The 19,670-nt window shown below is 71.3% G+C and carries 20 protein-coding genes and 1 riboswitch; of the genes, 9 read left to right on the forward strand and 11 right to left on the reverse strand.

Annotated features, from left to right (window positions below):
- Window positions 1-11: 11 nt before the first annotated feature.
- Window positions 12-2,828, reverse strand: a complete 2,817-nt coding sequence (locus ACWCO8_RS30520; protein WP_451034966.1) for an N-acetylmuramoyl-L-alanine amidase — start codon at window positions 2,826-2,828, stop codon at window positions 12-14.
- Window positions 2,829-2,985: 157 nt separating this feature from the next.
- On the opposite strand from ACWCO8_RS30520, the gene ACWCO8_RS30525 reads away from it, so the two are divergent.
- Both ACWCO8_RS30525 and ACWCO8_RS30530 read left to right on the forward strand, forming a co-directional pair.
- Window positions 2,986-4,338: a class II 3-deoxy-7-phosphoheptulonate synthase gene (locus tag ACWCO8_RS30525; protein ID WP_362013354.1), complete on the forward strand. Its 1,353-nt coding sequence runs from the start codon at window positions 2,986-2,988 to the stop codon at window positions 4,336-4,338.
- Window positions 4,339-4,468: 130 nt separating this feature from the next.
- Window positions 4,469-4,714 (forward strand): (2Fe-2S)-binding protein, encoded by a 246-nt coding sequence (locus ACWCO8_RS30530; protein WP_451034967.1) that lies wholly within the window; start codon window positions 4,469-4,471, stop codon window positions 4,712-4,714.
- Window positions 4,715-4,760: 46 nt separating this feature from the next.
- Here ACWCO8_RS30530 and bfr read toward each other — a convergent pair whose 3' ends face one another.
- Window positions 4,761-5,237: a bacterioferritin gene (gene bfr / locus ACWCO8_RS30535; RefSeq protein WP_362013351.1), complete on the reverse strand. Its 477-nt coding sequence runs from the start codon at window positions 5,235-5,237 to the stop codon at window positions 4,761-4,763.
- A gap of 176 nt (window positions 5,238-5,413) precedes the next feature.
- Between bfr and ACWCO8_RS30540 the strand changes: the two genes are divergently transcribed.
- Window positions 5,414-6,046 (forward strand): sulfite oxidase-like oxidoreductase, encoded by a 633-nt coding sequence (locus ACWCO8_RS30540; protein WP_451034968.1) that lies wholly within the window; start codon window positions 5,414-5,416, stop codon window positions 6,044-6,046.
- A gap of 29 nt (window positions 6,047-6,075) precedes the next feature.
- Here the strand turns inward: ACWCO8_RS30540 and ACWCO8_RS30545 are convergent, their stop codons facing one another.
- The 6 genes from ACWCO8_RS30545 to thiO form a co-directional block, all read right to left on the reverse strand.
- Complete coding sequence (locus ACWCO8_RS30545; RefSeq protein WP_451034969.1) at window positions 6,076-6,597, reverse strand: DUF4396 domain-containing protein; 522 nt, start codon at window positions 6,595-6,597, stop codon at window positions 6,076-6,078.
- Window positions 6,598-6,679: 82 nt separating this feature from the next.
- Complete coding sequence (locus ACWCO8_RS30550) at window positions 6,680-7,531, reverse strand: deoxyribonuclease IV (RefSeq protein WP_362013345.1); 852 nt, start codon at window positions 7,529-7,531, stop codon at window positions 6,680-6,682.
- 6 nt (window positions 7,532-7,537) lie between these two features.
- Entirely contained in the window at window positions 7,538-9,481 is a 1,944-nt protein-coding gene (pknB, locus tag ACWCO8_RS30555; RefSeq protein WP_451034970.1) for a Stk1 family PASTA domain-containing Ser/Thr kinase, read from the reverse strand.
- Between the two features lie 110 nt (window positions 9,482-9,591).
- Entirely contained in the window at window positions 9,592-10,386 is a 795-nt protein-coding gene (locus ACWCO8_RS30560; protein ID WP_362013342.1) for a thiazole synthase, read from the reverse strand.
- Between the two features lie 5 nt (window positions 10,387-10,391).
- Complete coding sequence (thiS, locus tag ACWCO8_RS30565; protein ID WP_362013340.1) at window positions 10,392-10,607, reverse strand: sulfur carrier protein ThiS; 216 nt, start codon at window positions 10,605-10,607, stop codon at window positions 10,392-10,394.
- Window positions 10,604-11,806: a glycine oxidase ThiO gene (gene thiO / locus ACWCO8_RS30570; protein ID WP_451034971.1), complete on the reverse strand. Its 1,203-nt coding sequence runs from the start codon at window positions 11,804-11,806 to the stop codon at window positions 10,604-10,606. The genes thiS and thiO overlap by 4 nt, the downstream gene beginning before the upstream one ends.
- A riboswitch (TPP riboswitch) is annotated at window positions 11,804-11,916 on the reverse strand. Its footprint overlaps the gene before it by 3 nt.
- Window positions 11,917-11,970: 54 nt before the next feature.
- Between thiO and ACWCO8_RS30575 the strand changes: the two genes are divergently transcribed.
- From ACWCO8_RS30575 to ACWCO8_RS30600, 6 genes are all read left to right on the forward strand, one after another.
- Window positions 11,971-12,312 (forward strand): hypothetical protein, encoded by a 342-nt coding sequence (locus tag ACWCO8_RS30575; protein WP_451034972.1) that lies wholly within the window; start codon window positions 11,971-11,973, stop codon window positions 12,310-12,312.
- A 28-nt stretch (window positions 12,313-12,340) separates the two neighbouring features.
- Complete coding sequence (locus ACWCO8_RS30580; protein WP_451034973.1) at window positions 12,341-13,555, forward strand: NAD(P)/FAD-dependent oxidoreductase; 1,215 nt, start codon at window positions 12,341-12,343, stop codon at window positions 13,553-13,555.
- A 44-nt stretch (window positions 13,556-13,599) separates the two neighbouring features.
- On the forward strand, window positions 13,600-13,965 hold the full coding sequence (locus tag ACWCO8_RS30585; RefSeq protein ID WP_331908833.1) for an Rv2175c family DNA-binding protein: 366 nt from the start codon (window positions 13,600-13,602) through the stop codon (window positions 13,963-13,965).
- A gap of 88 nt (window positions 13,966-14,053) precedes the next feature.
- Window positions 14,054-14,704 (forward strand): thiamine phosphate synthase, encoded by a 651-nt coding sequence (gene thiE, locus ACWCO8_RS30590; RefSeq protein ID WP_451034974.1) that lies wholly within the window; start codon window positions 14,054-14,056, stop codon window positions 14,702-14,704.
- A gap of 122 nt (window positions 14,705-14,826) precedes the next feature.
- On the forward strand, window positions 14,827-15,744 hold the full coding sequence (metF, locus tag ACWCO8_RS30595; RefSeq protein ID WP_362013335.1) for a methylenetetrahydrofolate reductase [NAD(P)H]: 918 nt from the start codon (window positions 14,827-14,829) through the stop codon (window positions 15,742-15,744).
- Window positions 15,745-15,795: 51 nt separating this feature from the next.
- Window positions 15,796-16,635 carry a hypothetical protein gene (locus tag ACWCO8_RS30600; RefSeq protein ID WP_451034975.1) on the forward strand — a complete coding sequence of 280 codons (840 nt, stop codon included), beginning with the start codon at window positions 15,796-15,798 and terminating at the stop codon, window positions 16,633-16,635.
- Between the two features lie 44 nt (window positions 16,636-16,679).
- Here the strand turns inward: ACWCO8_RS30600 and ACWCO8_RS30605 are convergent, their stop codons facing one another.
- The 3 genes from ACWCO8_RS30605 to ACWCO8_RS30615 all read right to left on the reverse strand — a co-directional run bounded on the left by ACWCO8_RS30605 (window position 16,680) and on the right by ACWCO8_RS30615 (window position 19,650).
- A complete protein-coding gene (locus ACWCO8_RS30605) occupies window positions 16,680-18,113 on the reverse strand; it encodes a phytoene desaturase family protein (protein ID WP_451034976.1) in 1,434 nt (477 codons plus the stop codon).
- A gap of 35 nt (window positions 18,114-18,148) precedes the next feature.
- A complete protein-coding gene (locus ACWCO8_RS30610) occupies window positions 18,149-18,772 on the reverse strand; it encodes a DUF4126 domain-containing protein (protein WP_451034977.1) in 624 nt (207 codons plus the stop codon).
- A gap of 269 nt (window positions 18,773-19,041) precedes the next feature.
- The gene (locus ACWCO8_RS30615) at window positions 19,042-19,650 is read right to left on the reverse strand and encodes a TetR/AcrR family transcriptional regulator (RefSeq protein ID WP_451034978.1); all 609 of its coding nucleotides are present in this window, start codon (window positions 19,648-19,650) and stop codon (window positions 19,042-19,044) included.
- Window positions 19,651-19,670 lie beyond the last annotated feature (20 nt).

Below are 19,670 nucleotides of genomic sequence, written 5' to 3' on the forward strand. Positions count from 1 at the left end.
CAACCTGTGGATCAGAAGATCAGGTTGTAGATCTGCCAGCCGCTGCCGACCTTGGTACGGGCGGCGTACGGGGCGGTCGCGCTGCCGGTGCCCTTGTAGTACCAGAGCGCTCCGGTCGTGTCGCGGCCGATGAGGTCGACCTTGCCGTCGCCGTTCAGGTCGCTCGGTCCGACGAGCTGGTTGTACGTCTGCCAGCCGCCACCGACCTTGACGCGCGCGGCGAACGGCGTGGTGGAGCTGCCGGTGCCCTTGTAGAACCACAGGTTCCCGGCGGAGTCGCGGGCGATGAGATCGGCCTTGCCGTCGGCGTTGAGGTCGCCGGTGGAGACGAGCTGGTTGTACATCTGCCAGCCGCCGCCGACCCGGACGCGCGCGGCGAACGGGGTGGCCGGGTTGCCGGTCCCCTTGTAGAACCACAGGACGCCGGACTTCTCGCGACCTATGAGGTCGGGTATGGAGTCCCCGTTCAGGTCCCGGGTGCCGATGATCTTGTCGTAGATCTGCCAGCCGCCACCGGTCCTGAGCCGGCCCTTGAACGGCGCGGACGGGTTGCCGGTGCCCTGGTAGTACCAGAGGACGCCGGCCGGGTCCCGGGCGACCATGTCCCCGATGCCGTCCGCGCGCAGCGCGGTCATCGGGGTGATGGCGTTGAACATGTTCCAGCCGCTGCCGACCCGGTACCGGGTGAGGAACGGCGCTGTGGCGCTGCCGGTGCCCTGGTACTGCCAGAGGACACCGGAGGCGTCACGGGCGAGCAGGTTGTAGCGGTTGTTCGTCGCGGCGGGCGTTGCCGCCGCCACCACCTGGACGTCCGTGGACTGCACCCACGCGATGCGGTGGTTGTAGTGGATGGGGATGAACTTGGTCGTCCCCTGGACGCGGGTTCCGTCGGTGTTGTACGCGCTGGAGTAGTAGTCACCGGCGACCTCGGCGCCCGCGGCGATGTACGCCTGGCCCGCCGGGATCGTGTACTTGGTCAGCGGGTCGGAGTTCTTGTCCTGGACGCTCACGCCCGTTCCCGTGTACGCCGCGGCCTCCGGGTAGGCGCGACCGTAGACCTTGACCGCGGTCGTGCCCGCGGGCTTCACCACGGTCTGCGCGGTGTTCACCAGGGAGGTGTACTGGCCGCCGGGGTTGCGGAACCAGGCCTTCTGGCCGCCGTACCAGATGGCGGTCCAGTCGGTGCGGACGTCGGCGACGACGTACTGGCTGCCGGCGACGACCTTGTTGCCCCAGTTGTCGCCGCTGTTCCAGACGGCGCCGGAGATGTACGGGTCCTTGATCACCTTGGCGGAGTCGGCGACGGGCTCGGAGTAGAGGTACCCGAAGTTCGTCGGCTGGGCCGGAGCGGTCTTCCGCACGACGGTGCCGTTGACGGACTCGGTGTACGAGAGCGAAGGTTGGTTCGCCGACGTGAACGGCGGCACCACGCGGACCGTCTGTCCGACCTTCAGCAGACCGCCCGCCCCCTCGGCGCCGGTCGGGGCGCCGATCTTGGCCATGAAGCGGTTCCAGTCCCAGAACGGGCCCGGGTCCCAGTGGACGCCCGCGGCCTTGGAGTCGAGGACGCCCGGAACCTCGTCGTGGCCGATGATGTGCTCGCGGGTCAGCGGGACGTTGTACCTCCCCGCCAGGTACTTCACCATCGCCGCGGTGGTGTCGTACTGCGACTCCTTGTACCAGCCGCCACCGCCCTTGATGGCGTAGCCCTCGTGCTCGATGCCGATCGAGTGCATGTTGACGGTCTTGTTGCCGGCGTGGAACGCCTCGTTCTTGGTCTCGACCATCTGCGTGACGCGGCCGTCGTAGCGCACGATGTAGTGGGCGCTGGCCCACCTGTTCGGGTCCTTGAACACCGAGACCGCGCCGTCGTGGGTGCCCTCGACGTCGTGGATCACGATCTGGCGGATGTCGAAGCCGCCGGTGCCGTACGGGACACGGCTCGCGATGTTGTAGTTGCCCAGGTCCTGGGCGTAGGCCGCCGAGTTGTACGAGCAGGCCAGGCCGGTGGGGCACTCGGCGGTCGCCGTGGTGGCCGCGGACGTCGCGGCCAGTGGGACGTTCGCCGGCTTGACCGGCTCGGCCGTCGGATCGGCCGGCAGGACGACCTGCTCGCCGTCGGCGGTGATCTCGGCCTCGCCCGTCTTGATCGACTCGAAGACGCGCTCGGCGAACTGGTCGGCGCCCTTGCGGTCCTCGGACTGGCTGAAGCGGGCCACCGCCGGATACCAGTCGCCCGGCTTGTCCGACAGCTCGGCGCCGGCCTGCTTCTGGTACTCGGCGAGCAGCGCCGCACCGGCACGGATGGAAGCGCCGGTGTCCTTCTGGACGGTCTCGGCCGAGCTGTCGATCAGCTCCGCCGCCTTGTCCAGGGTGTGCAGCTTCGGGTCGTCGGTGTCGACGTCCCCCTTCGGCAGCGGCGCCAGCAGCTTCTTCTTGTCGACCTTCTTGTCGACCGACGGGTCTCCGGCGCCGTTCACGAGGTGGTCGACGTGCTCGTCGGAGTCCTCGACGTCCTCAGGGTCGACCTTCGTCAGGCCCATCACGTTGTAGTCGCCGGTGACGCTGGGCTGCCCGTCGTGCGACTCCCACCGCGTCTGCCGGTACGACACCGCCATCAGCACGTTCTGCGGAACGTCGAACTCATCCGCGGCCGCCGCGAACTGCGACTGCAGCGAGGGGTCCCCGCCCGCTTTGCCGTCCGAGGAGGTCAGGATGCCCGGAGACGCGACGGCGATCGTGCCGATCGTCGCCGTGGCGACGACGGCCGCCGCCGCACCGTAAAGCAGCCGTCTCTTCTTGCGGTCCCTGCGGTGCCCTTGGCTCACGCCCACCCCTGTGAAGTATTTAGGTCTCAGTTGTTTAAACGCGCGTGAGGGTAACACCACCCGAAGGGGTGACCATCACCATCGGACATAGCGGACGCGTGTCTCAGCCATTGGGCGGCGCGATGGACAGGGCGCCGGACACCGTAATGTGGTGGTTGTGACCGTGAACGCTAAGACCACCGCAACCGGTGGCAACACCTGGCGAGACCTTCCCGCGGCGCAGCAGCCCGAGTACCCCGATGCCGAGGCTCTGCGCGATGTGATCGCGGACCTCGAGTCGTATCCGCCGCTCGTCTTCGCGGGCGAGTGCGATCAGCTGCGCGCCCGTATGGGAGCCGTCGCCCGTGGCGAGGCGTTCCTGCTCCAGGGCGGCGACTGCGCCGAGGCCTTCGACGCCGTCTCCGCCGACCACATCCGCGCCAAGCTCAAGACGCTGCTCCAGATGAGCGCCGTCCTCACGTACGCGGCCTCCGTGCCCGTCGTGAAGGTCGGCCGCATCGCGGGGCAGTACTCCAAGCCTCGCTCCAAGGGCACCGAGACCCGCGACGGGGTGACCCTGCCGACGTACCGCGGCGACTCCGTCAACGGCTTCGACTTCAACGAGAAGGCCCGCATCCCGGACCCCGAGCGCCTGAAGCGGATGTACAACGCCTCCGCCTCCACGCTCAACCTGGTGCGCGCCTTCACCACCGGTGGCTACGCCGACCTGCGCCAGGTGCACGCCTGGAACCAGGACTTCGTGAAGTCGTCCCCGTCGGGTCAGCGCTACGAGGCGCTCGCCCGCGAGATCGACAACGCCCTGAACTTCATGAAGGCCTGTGGCACCGACCCGGCCGAGTTCAAGGCCGTCGAGTTCTACGCCTCCCACGAGGCGCTGCTGCTCGACTACGAGGGCGCCCTCACGCGTACCGACTCGCGCACCGGCAAGCTGTACGACACCTCCGGCCACATGGTCTGGATCGGTGAGCGCACCCGCCAGCTCGACCACGCCCACATCGAGTTCGCCTCGCGGATCGCGAACCCGATCGGCATCAAGCTGGGCCCGACGACCTCGGTCGACGAGGCGCTGACGTACATCGACCGGCTCGACCCGGACCGCGAGCCCGGCCGGCTGACCTTCATCGTCCGCATGGGCGCCGACAAGGTCCGGGACAAGCTCCCGGAGCTGGTCGAGAAGGTCACCGCCTCCGGCGCGACCGTCGCCTGGGTGACCGACCCGATGCACGGCAACACCTTCGAGGCGGCCTCCGGGCACAAGACCCGCCGCTTCGACGACGTGCTCGACGAGGTCAAGGGCTTCTTCGAGGTCCACAAGAGCCTCGGCACCCACCCGGGCGGCATCCACGTCGAGCTCACCGGTGACGACGTCACCGAGTGCGTGGGCGGCGGCGACGAGATCTTCGTCGACGACCTGCACCAGCGCTACGAGACGGCCTGCGACCCGCGCCTCAACCGCAGCCAGTCCCTGGACCTGGCGTTCCTGGTGGCGGAGATGTACCGCGATCAGTAAGTAGCTTCGTACGACGATGGGGCGCGGATCACTGTGATCCGCGCCCCATGTCATATGCAGAGCTTTACACCTCGGACGTGCCGGGTAAGGTTAGGTTAGCCTTATCGATCTCGGCGGGAGGTGAATCCGCGTGTACGTCTGCTCATGCTTCGGAGTCACCGAGAAGCAGGTCAAGGAACACGCGGACGCGGGCGCCTGCACGCCCCGCCAGATCGCCTCCGCCTGCAAGGCGGGAACGGACTGCGGTTCCTGCGTACGACGCATCCAGGCCATACTCGGGCGCGGCAACTGCCCGCGCCGGGATCTGATCGACCAGGGGATCCCCGCCCTGACGGCGGAGATCAACGAGCCGGACGAGCTGTCCGAAGCCGCCTGATCCCAAGCCGGCCGATTCGAAGCTGCCCGATCCAAAGCCGGCCGAGCTAGCTCGGCTGCTCGATCAGCGTCGAGATGTACAGCGCCTCGCCCAGGCTCTCGATCAGCTCCAGCTGCGTGTCGAGGTAGTCGATGTGGTGCTCCTCGTCCGCGAGGATCTCCTCGAAGAGGTTGGCCGAGGTGATGTCGCCCTTGGCCCGCATGACATCGATCCCGCGCTTGAGGCGGTCGATCGCCTCGACCTCCACCTGGCGGTCCGCCTGGAACATCTCGGTGACCGTCTGGCCGACGCGTACGTGGAAGAGCCGCTGGTAATTGGGCAGACCGTCGAGCATCAGGATGCGCTCGGTGATCTTGTCCGCGTGCTTCATCTCATCGATGGACTCTTCGCGGGTGTACTTGGCGAGCTTGGTCCAGCCCTTGTTGTCCTGGATGCGGTAGTGCAGCCAGTACTGGTTGATGGCCGTCAGCTCGCCGGTCAGCTGCTCGTTGAGGAACTCGAGGACCTCGGGGTCGCCCTGCATCGCAGAGGCTCCTTCCACGCATGTCTAAGTCGTGACTGGGCAGGATGGCCGCATCCTTGCACCACGGTTGGGGACCGTCCAGTAAGTGCAGGCTTAGTGGGAGTTGCCCCAAAGCTGCCCTGCTGGGGAGGTTGGCTGGTCATGACCACCCCTCGCGGTCTGTCACCATGGATGACATGGGTCAGCCGGAGAGCGGGGTACACCGGGAAGCAGGGCAGACGGATCTTCCGCCGGGGCAACGGCTGCAGCGCGGCTGGCCGGTCACCCACTACGGCCCCGTCCCCAAGTTCAAGCCCGACCGCTGGGAGTTCCGGGTCTTCGGGGCGACGGCGGACGGCGACAAGCGGTGCTGGAACCACGAGGAGTTCTCGGCCCTCCCGTTCGCGACGGTCGTGGCCGATCTGCACTGCGTGACGAAATTCAGCATGCTCGGGGCCGAATGGGGTGGGGTGCCCGCCCGGACGATCCTGGATCTGGCCCCGCCGGCCGGCAACGTGACGCATGTGATGGTCTGGGCCGAGTACGGCTTCAGCGCGAACCTGCGGCTCTCCGACTTCGCCTCCGACCAGACGATGTTCGCCACCCACAAGGACGGTGAGCTGCTCACCGCCGAGCACGGCTTCCCGCTGCGGCTCGTGGTGCCTCACCTGTACGCCTGGAAGGGTCCCAAGTGGGTCCGGGGCGTGGAGTACATGACCGCCGACCGCCGCGGCTTCTGGGAGGAGCGCGGCTATCACAACCTCGGCGACCCCTGGAAGGAACAGCGGTACTCGTACCAGGAGGAGCCGGGGGACGGCCCGGAACTCTGATCGGTGCCGGTGCCAGTACCAGTGCTCGCTCAGTGCTGGTGGTACTGGTGGACCACCGCGTGGCCCTTGCCGCGGCCGATCAGCCACTTGTTGACGGGCGTGGTGATCAGGAAGGCGACGAGGAAGGCGAACGCCAGGGCGCCCCAGAAGAGCGCGTCCGAGAGGTGTGCGTCCATCGCGCCCGGCACCAGGAGCAGCACTCCGTTGTCGACGAGCTCCATGACGGTGATCGAGAGCGTGTCGGCGGCGAGCGCGACGCCGATGGCCGCCTTCAGGCTCAGGCCCGCACGGACGACCGCCCAGAGCGTGAGCGAGTAGCCGAAGAAGAAGGCCAGGGCGATGGCCAGGACCATCGTCGGGGCGTTGCCCCAGCCGAGCGCGGTGCCGATGATCATGCCGAGGACCTCACCGATGGCGCATCCGGTCAGGCAGTGCAGGGTGGCCTTCATCGCCATGGACCAGCTGGCCTTGGCCGGGGGCTGTCCGTGGCCCTGTCCGTGGTCGTGTCCGTCGTGGCGGGCGTGCGGGTCGGCGTGCGCTTCGTACTGCATGGGTTCCCCCAATGACCGATGGCGGTTCCTGCTGCCTACGCAGGAACCGTATACCCCCTAGGGGTATTCCGCCACGGGAATCTCAGCCCCGGAGCTTCTTCAGCCGCTCCACGTCCGCGACGTGGCCTTCCTTCCCGCCCGGCGTCTCGATGATCAGCGGCACGCCCTCGGTCGCGTGGTGCCGCATCAGCTCGCGGAACGGGTCCTCGCCGATGTGCCCGGCCCCGATGTTCGCGTGCCGGTCCTTGTGCGCGCCGACGACGTCCTTGGAGTCGTTGGCGTGGATCAGCTTCAGCCGGCCCTCGCCCACCGTCGCCACCAGCTCGTCGAGCGTCTGCCGCATGCCGTGCGGGCCGGTCAGATCGTGTCCCGCGGCGAAGATGTGGCAGGTGTCGAGGCAGATCCCGAGCTTCGGGTGATGGTCGAGTGCCTCGAAGTACGGGCCGAAGTCCTCGGCGCGCGAGCAGAGCGAGAAGCCCTGCCCGGCCGTCGACTCCAGGAGCAGGAACGGATCGTCCGGGTGCGTCAGCTCCTCCAGCAGCGGCCGCATCCGCTCCCGTACCTGCGCGAGCGCCTCCGCGCGCGGACGGCCGCCGGTCGCCGAGCCGGTGTGCACGACCACGCCCTTCGCCCCGATCTCGCGGCCCCGGCGCAGCGAGTGCCGGAGCGACTCGACCGACTTCTCGACGGTGGCCTCGGTGTGGGAGCCGAAGTTGATCAGGTACGGGGCGTGCACCCAGGCCGACAGGGACTCGGCCTCGCACCCGGCGCGGAACAGCTCGTCCTGCGCCGGGTTGCCGACGGGCGTGGCCCAGCCGCGCGGGTTGGCGACGAAGACCTGGACCGTCTCCGCGCCCAGTTCGCGGGCGTAGCCGAGACCGACCGTGGCGAGACCGCCGGCCACGGGGACATGACCGCCGACGGGGTTGCGCATGAGTTCTTACAGTCCCTTGATCGTGATGGCGATGGTGGAGCCCTCGGGCGCGGTGGTGCCGCCTTCGACGGACTGGCCGGAGACCGTGTCGCCGAGGAAGGGGAAGGTCTTCTCGACCTTCACCTCGAAGCCCGCCGCCTCCAGCTTCGTGCGCGCGGAGTCGGTCGACTCGCCCGTCACGTCGGGGACCTCGATCATCCGCGGCCCCTTGGAGACCGTGAGGACGATCCGGTCGCCCTGGGCGGCCCGGCTGCCCTCCGCGAGCGACTGGGCGGCGACCGTGCCGGCCGCCTCGGCGGAGTGGATCTGCTCGCTCGCGATCTCCACCTTGAGCCCGGCGTCCTGGAGCGTGCTCGTGGCGTCGGCCACCGAGTCGCCGGCCACGTCGGGGACGTCGATCGGGCGGCCCTTGCTGACCACGAGCGCCACGGCCGAGTCGGGGCTGCGCTCGGTGCCCGGCTCCGGGTCGGAGCTGATCACCGCGCCCTGCGGGACGTCCTGGCTGAAAGCCGTCGTCGTCACGCCGACCAGCAGGCCCTCGTCGGCGAGCAGCCGCTTGGCCTGCGCCAGCGGCTTCCCCTTGAGCCGGGGGACCTTCACGATCTCCGGGCCCCGGGAGATGGTGAGGGTGACCGTGCCGTTGCCCCGGATCCGCTGGCCCGAGGCCGGGTCGGTGGCCATGACCGTGCCGCGCTCGTACACGTCGCTGAACGCCCGCTTCGTCGCGCGGACGTCGAGCCCCGCGTCCGTGAGCCGCTTGGTCGCCTTCTCCTCGGTCTGGCCGAGGACGGCCGGGACGCGGGTGAACTGGCCGGAATTGATGTACCAGACGCCCCCGCCGATCCCCAGAGCGAGCAGGACGGCGACGACGACGAGCAGCGGACCGCGCGGCCGGCGCCGGCCACGGTCCCGGCGCTCCGCCCGGCCCTCGGAGCGGAGCTCCGGCCCGAGCTCGGGCGGCGGCATCGGGAGCCGGCTGGTGTGCTGGACGTCGTCCTCGGGAAGCGCGGCCGCCGGCGCGACCCGGGGGATCACGCTGGTCCGGTCCTCCGCCCCCGTACGGTCCTCGGCGTGCGCCTGCGGCGGTACGGCGTCCAGCTGCGCGTCCCCGAGGGCCGCCCGGGCCTCCCGGGTGTGCGCGAGGAGCGCGACGGCGTCGTACGGGCGGACCTCGGGGTTGCGGGCGGTGGCGGTCGCCACCAGCTCGTCCAGTTCGAGGGCGAGGCCGGGCACGGCCGCCGAGGGGGCCGGGACGTCGGTGTTCAGGTGCTGGAAGAGGACCTGGGCGGGGGTGTCCCCGGAGTGCGGCTTGGAGCCGGTCAGCATCTCGTACAGGACGACACCGCAGGCGTACACGTCGGCGCGGGTGTCCGCCGTGCCGTGCTCGATCTGCTCCGGCGCCAGGTACGAGACGGTGCCCAGGACCGACCCCGTGGTGTTGGTGGCCGAGCCGACCGCCCGTACGAGACCGAAGTCGGCGACCTTCACCCGGCCGTCGTCCCCTATCAGGACGTTCTCCGGCTTCATGTCCCGGTGCACGAACCCGGCCCGGTGCGCGGCCCCGAGCGCGGCGAGCACCGGCTCCAGGATGTCGAGCGCGGCGCGCGGCTGGAGCGCCCCGCGCTCGCGCAGCACGTCGCGCAGGGTGCACCCGGCGACGTACTCCATGGCCAGATAGACGTACGCGCCGTCCGCGCCCTGGTCGAAGACCCCCACCACATTGGGGTGGGAGAGCCGGGCGACGGACTTGGCCTCGCGGATGAACCGCTCGACGAAGGCGGCGTCGGTGGCGAGGGCCGGGTGCATCACCTTGAGCGCGAGCACCCGGTCGAGCCGGGTGTCGACGGCCCGGTAGACCGTGGCCATCCCGCCGACGGCGATGCGCGCGTCGACGCGGTAGCGGCCGTCGAGCAGCTGCCCGACGAGGGGGTCCTGAAGGGTCGTGTCCACGGCCCCGAGTTTACGAGCCGGTGAGGACACCCCGTTCCCCACCGGCCCGACCGCAGCACACCTGTGACGCGACGCACGGCGCGCCTCGGGCCCGAAGGGCTCCCGCGGGCTCAGAACGCGGGGCGTTCCGGGTCCAGGACCGCGCGGCCGTCCGTGGGGGAGGAGGCCTCGGCGAAGTGCCGGCGCGGGATCCGGCCCGCCCGGTGGGCGAGGCGGCCCGCCTCCACCGCGTGCCGCATCCCCTCCGCCATCAGGACCGGGTCCTGCGCCCGGGTCACCGCGGAGGCGAGCATGACCGCCGAGCAGCCCAGCTCCATCGCGAGGGCGACGTCCGAGGCCGTGCCCGCGCCCGCGTCCAGGATCACCGGGACGCCCGCGCGATCGACGATCAGCTCGAAGTTGTGCGGGTTGCGGATCCCGAGCCCGGAGCCGATCGGCGAGCCGAGCGGCATGATCGCCGCGCACCCCACGTCCTCCAGCTTCCGGGCGAGGACCGGGTCGTCGTTGGTGTACGGCAGGACGATGAAGCCGTCGTCGACCAGCGTCTCGGCCGCGTCGAGGGTCTCGACCGGGTCCGGCAGCAGGGTCCGCTCGTCGGCGATGACCTCCAGCTTGATCCAGTCGGTGCCGAGCGCCTCCCGGGCCAGGCGCGCGGTCAGGATCGCCTCGCCCGCCGTGTAGCAGCCCGCCGTGTTCGGCAGCACGCGGATCGAGAGCTTCTCCAGGACGGAGAGGACCGAGCCCCGCACGGTCGGGTCGAGCCGCCGCATGGCGACGGTGGTCAGCTCGGTGCCGCTGACGGCCAGGGAGCGTTCGAGGATCTCCAGGCTCGGGGCGCCGCCCGTGCCGAGGATCAGCCGGGAGGAGAACTCCGTACCGCCGAGGAGGAAGGTGTCGTCGGACATCGCGCTCAGCCTCCCTGGACGGCGGTGAGGACCTCGACCCGGTCGCCCTCGCCGAGGACGGTCGCGGACCACTGGCTGCGCGGCACGACGGTCTCGTTGACGGCCGCCGCCACGCCGGAGGGCGCGGTGGTGAGCGTGGTGACCAGGGCGTCGAGGGTCGTGGGCGCGGCGAGGACACGCGCCTCGCCGTTGACGGAGACGGTCGTGTTCGTGGCGGTCATGCGGGCTGCTCCTGTCGTACGGGGGAGAAGCGGCGGGGAGTGAAGGGGCGGGCCTCGTCGGGAAGCACGCCGGTGGTGAGGAACTCGGCCATGACGTCGCCGGTGACGGGCGTGAGCAGCACGCCGTTGCGGTAGTGCCCGGTGGCGAGGCGGAGGCCGTCGAGCGCGGTCGGGCCGAGCAGCGGCGCGTTGTCCGGCGACCCGGGGCGCAGGCCCGCCAGGGTCTCGGTGAGCGGCAGCTCGGTGAGGCCGGGGACCAGCTCGTGGGCGTCGCGGAGCAGCTCGTACACCCCGCCCGCCGTGACGGTGGTGTCCCAGCCCAGCTCCTCGCTGGTCGCGCCGACGACCAGCTCGCCGTTCTCGCGCGGGACGAGGTAGACGTGGCTGCCGCGCACGACCGCCCGGACGGTCCGGGACAGGAACGGCGCGAACGCGGGCGGCACGGTCAGCCGCAGGACCTGTCCCTTGACGGGTCGTACGGGCGGCAGGACCTCCGGCGGTACGCCCGCGAGCCGGCCGCTGAGGCTGCCCGCGGCCAGGACGACCTGGTCCGCGGTGAGCTCGGCGCCGTCGGCGAGCGTCACGCCCGTGGCCCGGTCCCGTACCACCGTGAGGCGTTCGGCGAGGCTCCGGTGGAAGACCACCCCGGCCCGCTCGCAGGCGGTGACCAGGGCGGCGGCGAGGCGGCGCGGATCGACCTGGTGGTCGCCGTCGACCCGCAGTCCGCCGCGCACGCCCGGGGCGAGCATCGGCTCGAGGCGGCGGCACTCGCGCCCGTTGAGCCACTCCGACTCCAGGCCGGAGCGGATCTGCAGGGCGTGCAGATCGCGCAGATGGGCCCGGTCGTCGGCGTCGAGCGCGACGGCGAGCGTGCCGCAGGCGCGGTAGCCGACGTCGTGCCCGGTGGCTTCCTCGAGTTCGGCGACGAACGCGGGGTAGCGGCGCGCGGAAGCGAGGTTGAGGGCGAGCAGGGTCTCCTCGCCGTAGTGGAGTTCGGTGACGGCGGCGAGCATCCCGGCCGCCACGCGGGCGGCCCCGCCGCCCGGTTCGGGGTCCACGACCGCCGTGCTGAGCCCGCGCTGCGCGGACCGCCAGGCGGTGACCAGGCCGATGATGCCGCCCCCGACGACGAGAACGTCGGAGGTACCGCCTGCGCTGCGGGTACTGCCTGTACTGCCCGTACTGCGTGTACGCGACATGGGCGTCCAGCCCCTCCCTTCGCCGGCATGACCCGGATCAGGTTCGTACGGTCGGAGGCCGGCCAGCCTCCCTCTCAGCCCGGTGCGTCCGGGCTCCCGCGAGTGCTCTACGTTGACGGTCAGCCTAACCCCAGCCCCCGACGCCCAGTAAGGGAGCCTCCACCGTGCCCCGTTCTCTCGACGGACTCGTCCTCGCGCCGGTCGCCGACCAGGCCCCCGGTCAGGTCGGGACGCGTACCCGGTTCACGTACCACGAGGAGGACGGCCGGATCTGGGCCGAGTACGCGGGCGGGGACGTCGTGCGCGGGTTTCTCGTCGGCACGCGCGCGGGGGACCGGCTCGACTTCCGGTACGTCCAGCTGAAGCAGGACGGAACGACCTCTTCCGGGCATTGCGACTCGCTCGTGGTGGAGCTGCCGGACGGGCGCGTTCGACTGGAGGAGAGCTGGGCATGGGAGTCCCAGGAGGGTTCCGGCACCAGCGTCGTGGAACAGCTGCCTTCCTGACGGTACGTCAGATAGTTAAGGTGAACGGGTGAGCGAGCAGATGCAGGCAGAGCAGCGGGTCGTCGTCGTGGGCGCCGGGATGGCGGGGGTGCAGACCGCCGTGGCCCTGCGCGAACAGGGCTTCACCGGAGCGGTCACCCTCATCGGGGCCGAGCCCCACCAGCCCTACGACCGGCCGCCGCTGTCCAAGGCGGTCCTCCTCGGCAAGGCCGAGGACTCGGCCTTCGACGTCGACTTCGAGGCGCTCGCCATCGAGCTGCGCCTCGGCCTCGACGTGACCGGGCTGCGCGCCGACGCCCACGAGGTCGACACCGAGGCCGGACCCGTCCCGTACGACGTCCTGGTCCTCGCGACCGGCGCCGAACCGATCACCCTGCCCGGCACCGAGGGCGTCCCCGGGGTCCACCTGCTGCGCACCCTCGACGACGCCGCCCGCCTCAAGCCCGTCCTGGAGCGCCGCCACGACATCGTGGTCGTCGGCGCCGGCTGGATCGGCGCCGAGTTCGCCACCGCCGCGCGCGAGGCGGGGTGCGCGGTCACCGTCGTCGAGGCCGCCGACCGCCCGCTCGCCGGCGCGCTGCCCGCCGAGGTCGCCGCCCCGATGGCGCGCTGGTACGAGGAGAGCGGCGCCGAACTCCTCACCCACGCGCGCGTGGAGTCCGTCGAACCCGGCACGGTCGTCCTCACCGACGGCCGGCGGCTGCCCGCCGACGCGGTCGTCGTCGGCATCGGCGCCCGGCCCGCCACCCGGTGGCTCACCGGCTCCGGCATCGCCCTGGGCGCGGACGGCTCCGTCACGGCCGACGACCGGCTGCGCACCTCGCTGCCCGACGTGTACGCCGTCGGCGACTGCGCGTCCTTCCCCTCCGCCCGCTACGGCGCCCGGCTCCTCGTCCACCACTGGGACAACGCGCTCCAGGGCCCCCGGACCGTCGCGGCCGACATCATCGGCGAGACCCCCACGGTCTACGACCCGGTGCCGTACTTCTGGTCCGAGCAGTTCGGCCGCTTCGTGCAGTACGCCGGCCACCACAGCGGAGCCGCCGAACTGGTCCGGCGCGGCGACCCGGCCGACCCCTCCTGGTCCGTCCTCTGGCTCCACGACGGCTCCCTCGTCGCCCTGCTCGCCGTCGGCCGCCCCCGCGACCTGGCCCAGGGCCGCAAGCTGATCGAGTCCGGCGCCAAGCTCGACCCCACCCGCGCCACCGACCCCTCGGTCCCTCTGAAGGCCGCAGTCCAGTAGGGCCCGACTACCGACTGTCAGTCCGGGATGGCAGGCTTGTTCCCGTGACCGAGATTGACGCAAAGACCGATGCTCTCGTCCCCGCCTGGCTCTACCTCCCCGACATCGCGGAAATGCTCGATGTCGAGGTGACGCGCGTGCGGCAGCTGGTCAAGGAGGGCCAGCTCATCGCCGTACGACGCGGCGAGAACAAGGCGCTTCAGGTGCCCGCCGCCTTCATCGACGGCGACAAGGTGGTCAAGGGCCTCTCCGGGACCCTGACCCTCCTGAAGGACGACGGCTTCACCGACGAAGAGATGCTGGAGTGGCTCTTCACTCCCGACCCCACCCTGCCGGGCACGCCCGCGCAGGCCCTCAGCGAGAATCGCGGCACGGAGGTGAAGCGCCGCGCCCAGGCGCTCGCCGTCTGACGCACACGCTCCGAGACACCACAGGAGGCCCTGGGGGCCGGCTCAGCCGGCCCCCTCGGACCGCCGCACCCAACGGGGGGAACCACCCATGTCCACGCCTCGCGCGCAGCTCGCCGACGCCCGGCTCTACCTCTGCACGGACGCCCGCAGGCGCCAGGGAGACCTGCCGGCCTTCCTCGACGCCGTGCTCTCCTCCGGCGTGGACATCGTGCAGCTCCGCGACAAGGGCATGGAGGCCGGTGAGGAGCTGGAGCACCTCGCCGTCTTCGCCGAGGCCTGCCGTCGGCACGGCAGGCTGCTCGCCGTGAACGACCGGGCCGACGTCGCCCACGCCATCGGCTCCGACGTGCTGCACCTGGGCCAGAACGACCTGCCCGTCCCGGCCGCCCGGGCGATCCTCGGCGAGGACGTGCTCATCGGCCGCTCCTGCCACGCCGAGTCCGAGGTGGACGCGGCCGCCGCCGAGCCCGGCGTGGACTACTTCTGCACCGGCCCCTGCTGGCCCACCCCCACCAAGCCCGGGCGGTACGCCCCCGGCCTCGGCCTCGTGCGGTACGCCGCCGCCCTGGAGCAGGACCGCCCCTGGTTCGCGATCGGCGGTATCGACGAGACGAATCTCGACGAGGTCCTGGACGCGGGCGCCCGCCGCATCGTCGTCGTCCGCGCGATCACCGAGGCCGACGACCCGGCCGCCGCGACGGCCCGCCTGGCCAAGCGGATCCGCGAGCGCTCCGCCTAGCGCACACCCCCCCGTGGCGCCCCGACGGGCGGCAGGGAAACCCCGTCCGAACGGTGTCCAAAAAGGTGTCCACGACTCGGACACCACTTCGTCGGCCGCAGCACCCCGTCTAACCTGCCGGTATGGCCCTAGGTACCGCTTCCACCCGCTCGGACCGCGCACGCACGGTCCGCGAGATCCTCGCGTCCGGCAAGCCGTCGTACTCGTTCGAGTTCTTCGCGCCCCGCACCGAGAAGGGCGAGCGGAGCCTCTGGAACGCCATGCGCCGCGTCGAGGCGGTCGGCCCCAGCTTCGTCTCCGTGACCTACGGCGCCGGCGGCACCACCCGCGGCGGCACCGTCAAGGCCACCCAGAAGATCGCCGGCGACACCACCCTCACCCCCGTCGCCCACCTCACCGCCGTCGACCACTCGGTCGCCGAGCTGCGCAACGTGCTCGGCCAGTACGCCGACGCCGGCATCCGCAACATGCTCGCGCTGCGCGGCGACCCGCCGGGCGACCCGCTCGGGGAGTGGGTCGAGCACCCCGAGGGCGTGCAGTACGCCGCCGACCTCGTTCGGCTGATCAAGGAGTCCGGCGACTTCTGCGTGGGCGTCGCCGCCTTCCCCGAGATGCACCCGCGGTCCACCGACTGGGACACGGACATCCGTCACTTCGTGGACAAGTGCCGGGCCGGCGCGGACTACGCCATCACCCAGATGTTCTTCGATCCCGAGAACTATCTGCGGATGCGCGACAGCGTCGTGAAGGCCGGCTGCGAGACGCCGATCATCCCCGAAGTCATGCCTGTTGTGAACGTGAAGACCCTCGACAGGCTGCCCCAGCTGAGCAACGCTCTCTTCCCGGCGGATGTGAAAGACCGCATCCTCGCCGTCAAGGACGATCCGGCCGCTGTACGCTCCATTGGCATCGAGTTCGCGACGGAGTTCTGCGCACGTCTGCTCTCCGAGGGTGTCCCCGGACTGCACTTCATCACGCTGAACAACTCCACCGCGACGCTGGAGATCTACGAGAATCTCGGACTGCACGTGCAGTCGTGACCGGCGTACCCGCCCCAGACCCGCGGCGGTGGCCGTAGGAGAGGGGCGGGCATGGGGTGGACGGTCCTCTACATCGCGTTCGGTGTCGTCGCGTTGTGGCTGCTGGGTGAGGTGCTCCTGCAGTACAAGGCGAGGCTGCGCTGGCGCGTGCTCGCCTTCTGCGGCTTCCTCGGGGTCGTCCTCGGTGTGCTGATGCCGTCCGTCGCGGTGATCATCGTGGGCGCGGTGGCCTTCGCCGTCGGCCAGACGTACGTGACGCTCTCCTTCCGCCGCGGCTTCTCGACCGGCTGGGCGATCGGCGGCAGCCCCGGCGCGAGCCGCCGCCGCAAGTCCGGCCCGCCCGCCGAGGCCGCAGGCCCCACGCTTGAGGTCAGCGACCTCGCGTACGAGCCGGTCGACCCCGCGCACGACGAGACACAGGCCGAGACGACGGCCGTCTACGAGCCCCAGCCGATGCCCGAGGACACCGGGCAGTACGGCATCTACACCCCCGCGTACGACCACGCGCAGGCCCACGCCGAGACTTCGCAGCACTCCTACGGGGGATATGACGGCGGCTACGGCGGCTACGAGCAGCACCCGGGGTACGCGCCGCAGCCCGGGTACGAGCAGCCCGCCTACGACTACGACGGCGGCAGGCAGCAGTACGCCGCCTACTCCGACCCGTACATCGGCCCGGGCACGGACGGCCAGCAGTACGCCGCGTACGACTACGGCACCGGCGGCCAGCAGTCCTACGCGGACCCGTACGCGCCCTCGTACGCCTACGACACCCCGCCCGGTGGGGTGTGGGTGCCGCAGCAGCGGGACGGCGAGCAGCCCGCTCCGCCGCCGCAGCAGGGCGGCCAGGAGTACTACGGCTACGACAACGACCAGCAGTACCGGTACTGACTGAGGCGCTCGGGCCCACCGCCGGCGACGGCCGGCGGTCGGGCCTACTGGGAGCCGCGGAAGTCGTCGCCCTCGACGATCAGTCCGGCCACCAGCGCGCCCGACATGCCCGCGTGGGCGAGCCCGCCGCCCGGGTGGGACCAGCCGCCCGCGAAGTACAGGCCCGGCAGCGGGGAGCGGTTGGCCGCCGGGAGGTACATGCCCCGGCCACCCGCGAGCGCGGGCCCGGGGACCTCGGCGGCGCCCGTCTCGCGCAGGGTGTCCTCGGGGGTGCGGACCTCCTGCCAGAGCAGCCGCTCGCGGAGCCCCGGCACGGCCGACTCCGCCGCCGTGACCAGCTCACCGGCGAGCTCCGCCCAGTCGTGCTCGGGGTACAGGTTCACCGTCGCGGAGAGCGTCACCGACTCGTGGTCGGCGTCGGGGCGCAGCGCCGGGTCGTCGGGCCGCAGCACGGTCACCGTCGGCCGGTCGCCGGCCGCGTGCACCACCGTGCGGTGCGCGGCCCCCGCCTCGCGCGCGCCGCGCAGGGCCAGACAGACCGTCAGCCTGCCCGTCGTGTCCGTCTGGTACGACGGCCAGTCGTCCTGGCGCTCCCAGGCCACGACGTGCTCGCCGTAGAGCGCCGGCACGGGCGCCCCGGCGACCACGTGGTCGGCCGCCACGATCTGGCCGCCCGCCAGCTCGACCCCGGCCGCCCGGCCGTCCTTCTCCACGACCCCCGTGACGGCGGAGTCGAAGACGAACTCCACCCGCCGCTTCAGGCACCGCTGGTGCACCGCGTCCGCGAGCGCCCGGATGCCCCCGCTCACGTACCAGGACCCGAAGGTCTGCTCCATGTACGGCAGGACGGCCGCCGAGGCGGGGGCGGTCGCCGGATCGAAGCCGTACGCCCACGCGTACGCGTCGAGGAGCGCGACGAGCCGGGGGTCCCGCAGCTCCCGCGCGCCGACCTGGGCGAGCGTGGTCGTGGGGCGCCGCAACAGGCCCGCCTTGAGCGCCGGGTACGGCTCCCGGGCGAGCGGCGTGGTGTCCGCGGCCTGCGGCTCCTCCAGGAGGGGGCGGCGCGTGCGGTCCCAGGCCTCGCGGGCCCGGACCAGGAAGTCGCCCCAGCGCTCGCCCGCGCCCGCTCCGAGCGCCGCGTCCAGGGCGGAGACGGTGCCGGCCCGTGAGGCGTTCGGCAGCTCCACGCGGGTGCCGTCGGCGAAGACATGACGGCTCGCCGGGTCGACCTGCGTCAGCTCGACGAGCTCCTCCAGGGGCTCCTTGCCGGTCTTGACGAACAGATCGCGGTAGACCGCGGGCAGGTGCAGCAGACCGGGGCCGGTGTCGAAGCCGAACCCGTCCCGCTCGAAGCGGCGCACCGCACCGCCGTACGTCCCGCCGCGCTCGTACACCGTCACCCGGTGGCCCGCCACGGCCAGCCGGGCGGCCGCCGCCATGGCGCCCATCCCGGCGCCGATCACCACAATCCGTGCCATGTCAGGGACCCTATCGGCCGCCACCGACAGCCCTGTCAGTCGGGCGGGACCGAGTGCCGCGGCTGCGCGGCGGCCAATCGGCGCTCCTCCCTGCGCTGCGCCCGGCGGCGCAGGAAGCGGCGGATGGCGTGGGCCAGGAAGATCAGTATCACCAGGCCGAGCACGAGCAGCACGGCCGCGATGATCGCCGCCGCCTGGGGGTTGAACATGGCGAAGGTGATGATCCCGGCGACGCCCAGGTCCTCCGCCGTGCTCATGGCGATGTTGGAGAACGGTTCCGGCGAGGTGTTGATCGCCATCCGGGTCCCGGCCTTGACGAAGTGGCTCATCAGCGCGGTCGAGCCGCCGACCGCGCCCGCCGCCAGGTCGGAGAGCGAACCCGACTGCCCGGCCAGCAGGGCACCGACCACGGCTCCGGCCACCGGCCGGATCACGGTGTGGACGGAGTCCCAGACGGAGTCGACGTAGGGGATCTTGTCCGCCACCGCCTCGCAGAGGAACAGCACTCCGGCGGCGATCAGGACGTCGGTGCGCTGCAGCGACTCGGGCACCTCGTCGGTGAGACCGGTCGCGCCGAAGATGCCGAGCAGGAGGACCACCGCGTACGCGTTGATCCCGCTCGCCCAGCCGCTGGTGAAGACCAGGGGGAGTACGGACACGTCCGCGATCGTAACCAGCTCTGAGTATCCGTACCTAGGTGTCGAGATGAGTAGGTACGCGGATGGGTTCCGACCTGCGCGGACGAGAGAGTGGTGTCCACGGAAGGGGCGCGGCTCCGGGACCGCCGACACGGGGTGGCGGAACGGAGCCGCGCGCCTGCCGGCACGGGGGTGCACGGGGGTGCACGGGGGTGCAGGGAACGCGAACGGCGAGGCTCGGGGGGATCGAGCCTCGCCGTTCGTCGTGTTGCCGTCCGTGTGTGGGGGGGCTAACGCCCGCTCACGCGCCCGTGCAGCAGCCGGGACAGGGCGCTGTGGACGTCGTCGAGCGAGCGCTCCCGCTGGAAGGCCTGCCAGTCGAGGGCGGCCACCAGGACCATCCCGACCAGCGCCGCCGCCGTGAGCGGAATGTCGATCTCCGCGCTCAGCTCGCCCTCCTCGACGCCCTGGCGCAGCACACCCTCCACCACCGCGACCGCCTGCTGGCGGACCACCAGAAGGGTCGAGTTCCAGGCCCGGTTGGTGCGCCAGAGCTCGGCCACGTACAGCTGGGTGAAGGCCGGATAGCGGTCGATGAAGACCAGTCCCGCCCGGATCATCGCGTCCAGCGCGTCGATCCGGCTCCCGCCCTGCCGCTCCGTCTCCTCGGCCGCCTCCCGAAGGGAGGCGGTGAGCAGACCGACGCCGTGCCGCAGCAGCTCCTCGAAGAGCTCGGTCTTGCTCTTGAAGTTGTAGTAGACCGTGCCCTTGGCGACCCCCGCGCGCTCCGCGATCTCGTCCACCGTCGTCGCCGAGAAGCCCTGCTCGGCGATGAGCGTGACGGCGGCCTCGTAGAGCTTCGCGCGCGTGGCCTGGCGTCTGGTGCTGCTGCTGTCCATGGGCTCGATTCTCACAGGTT

The sequence above is a fragment of the Streptomyces sp. NPDC001927 genome, assembly GCF_053594455.1.

Coding starts and splice junctions, on each gene's coding strand:
- bfr (WP_362013351.1), bottom strand. CDS start 5,237: ATGCAGGGCGACCCCGAGGTCCTCGAGTTCCTCAACGAGCAGCTGACC.
- ACWCO8_RS30540 (WP_451034968.1), top strand. CDS start 5,414: ATGGGTCAGCCGGAGAGCGGGGTACACCGGGAAGCAGGGCAGACGGAT.
- ACWCO8_RS30545 (WP_451034969.1), bottom strand. CDS start 6,597: ATGCAGTACGAAGCGCACGCCGACCCGCACGCCCGCCACGACGGACAC.
- ACWCO8_RS30550 (WP_362013345.1), bottom strand. CDS start 7,531: ATGCGCAACCCCGTCGGCGGTCATGTCCCCGTGGCCGGCGGTCTCGCC.
- ACWCO8_RS30560 (WP_362013342.1), bottom strand. CDS start 10,386: ATGTCCGACGACACCTTCCTCCTCGGCGGTACGGAGTTCTCCTCCCGG.
- thiS (WP_362013340.1), bottom strand. CDS start 10,607: ATGACCGCCACGAACACGACCGTCTCCGTCAACGGCGAGGCGCGTGTC.
- thiO (WP_451034971.1), bottom strand. CDS start 11,806: ATGTCGCGTACACGCAGTACGGGCAGTACAGGCAGTACCCGCAGCGCA.
- thiE (WP_451034974.1), top strand. CDS start 14,054: ATGTCCACGCCTCGCGCGCAGCTCGCCGACGCCCGGCTCTACCTCTGC.
- metF (WP_362013335.1), top strand. CDS start 14,827: ATGGCCCTAGGTACCGCTTCCACCCGCTCGGACCGCGCACGCACGGTC.
- ACWCO8_RS30600 (WP_451034975.1), top strand. CDS start 15,796: ATGGGGTGGACGGTCCTCTACATCGCGTTCGGTGTCGTCGCGTTGTGG.
- ACWCO8_RS30605 (WP_451034976.1), bottom strand. CDS start 18,113: ATGGCACGGATTGTGGTGATCGGCGCCGGGATGGGCGCCATGGCGGCG.
- ACWCO8_RS30615 (WP_451034978.1), bottom strand. CDS start 19,650: ATGGACAGCAGCAGCACCAGACGCCAGGCCACGCGCGCGAAGCTCTAC.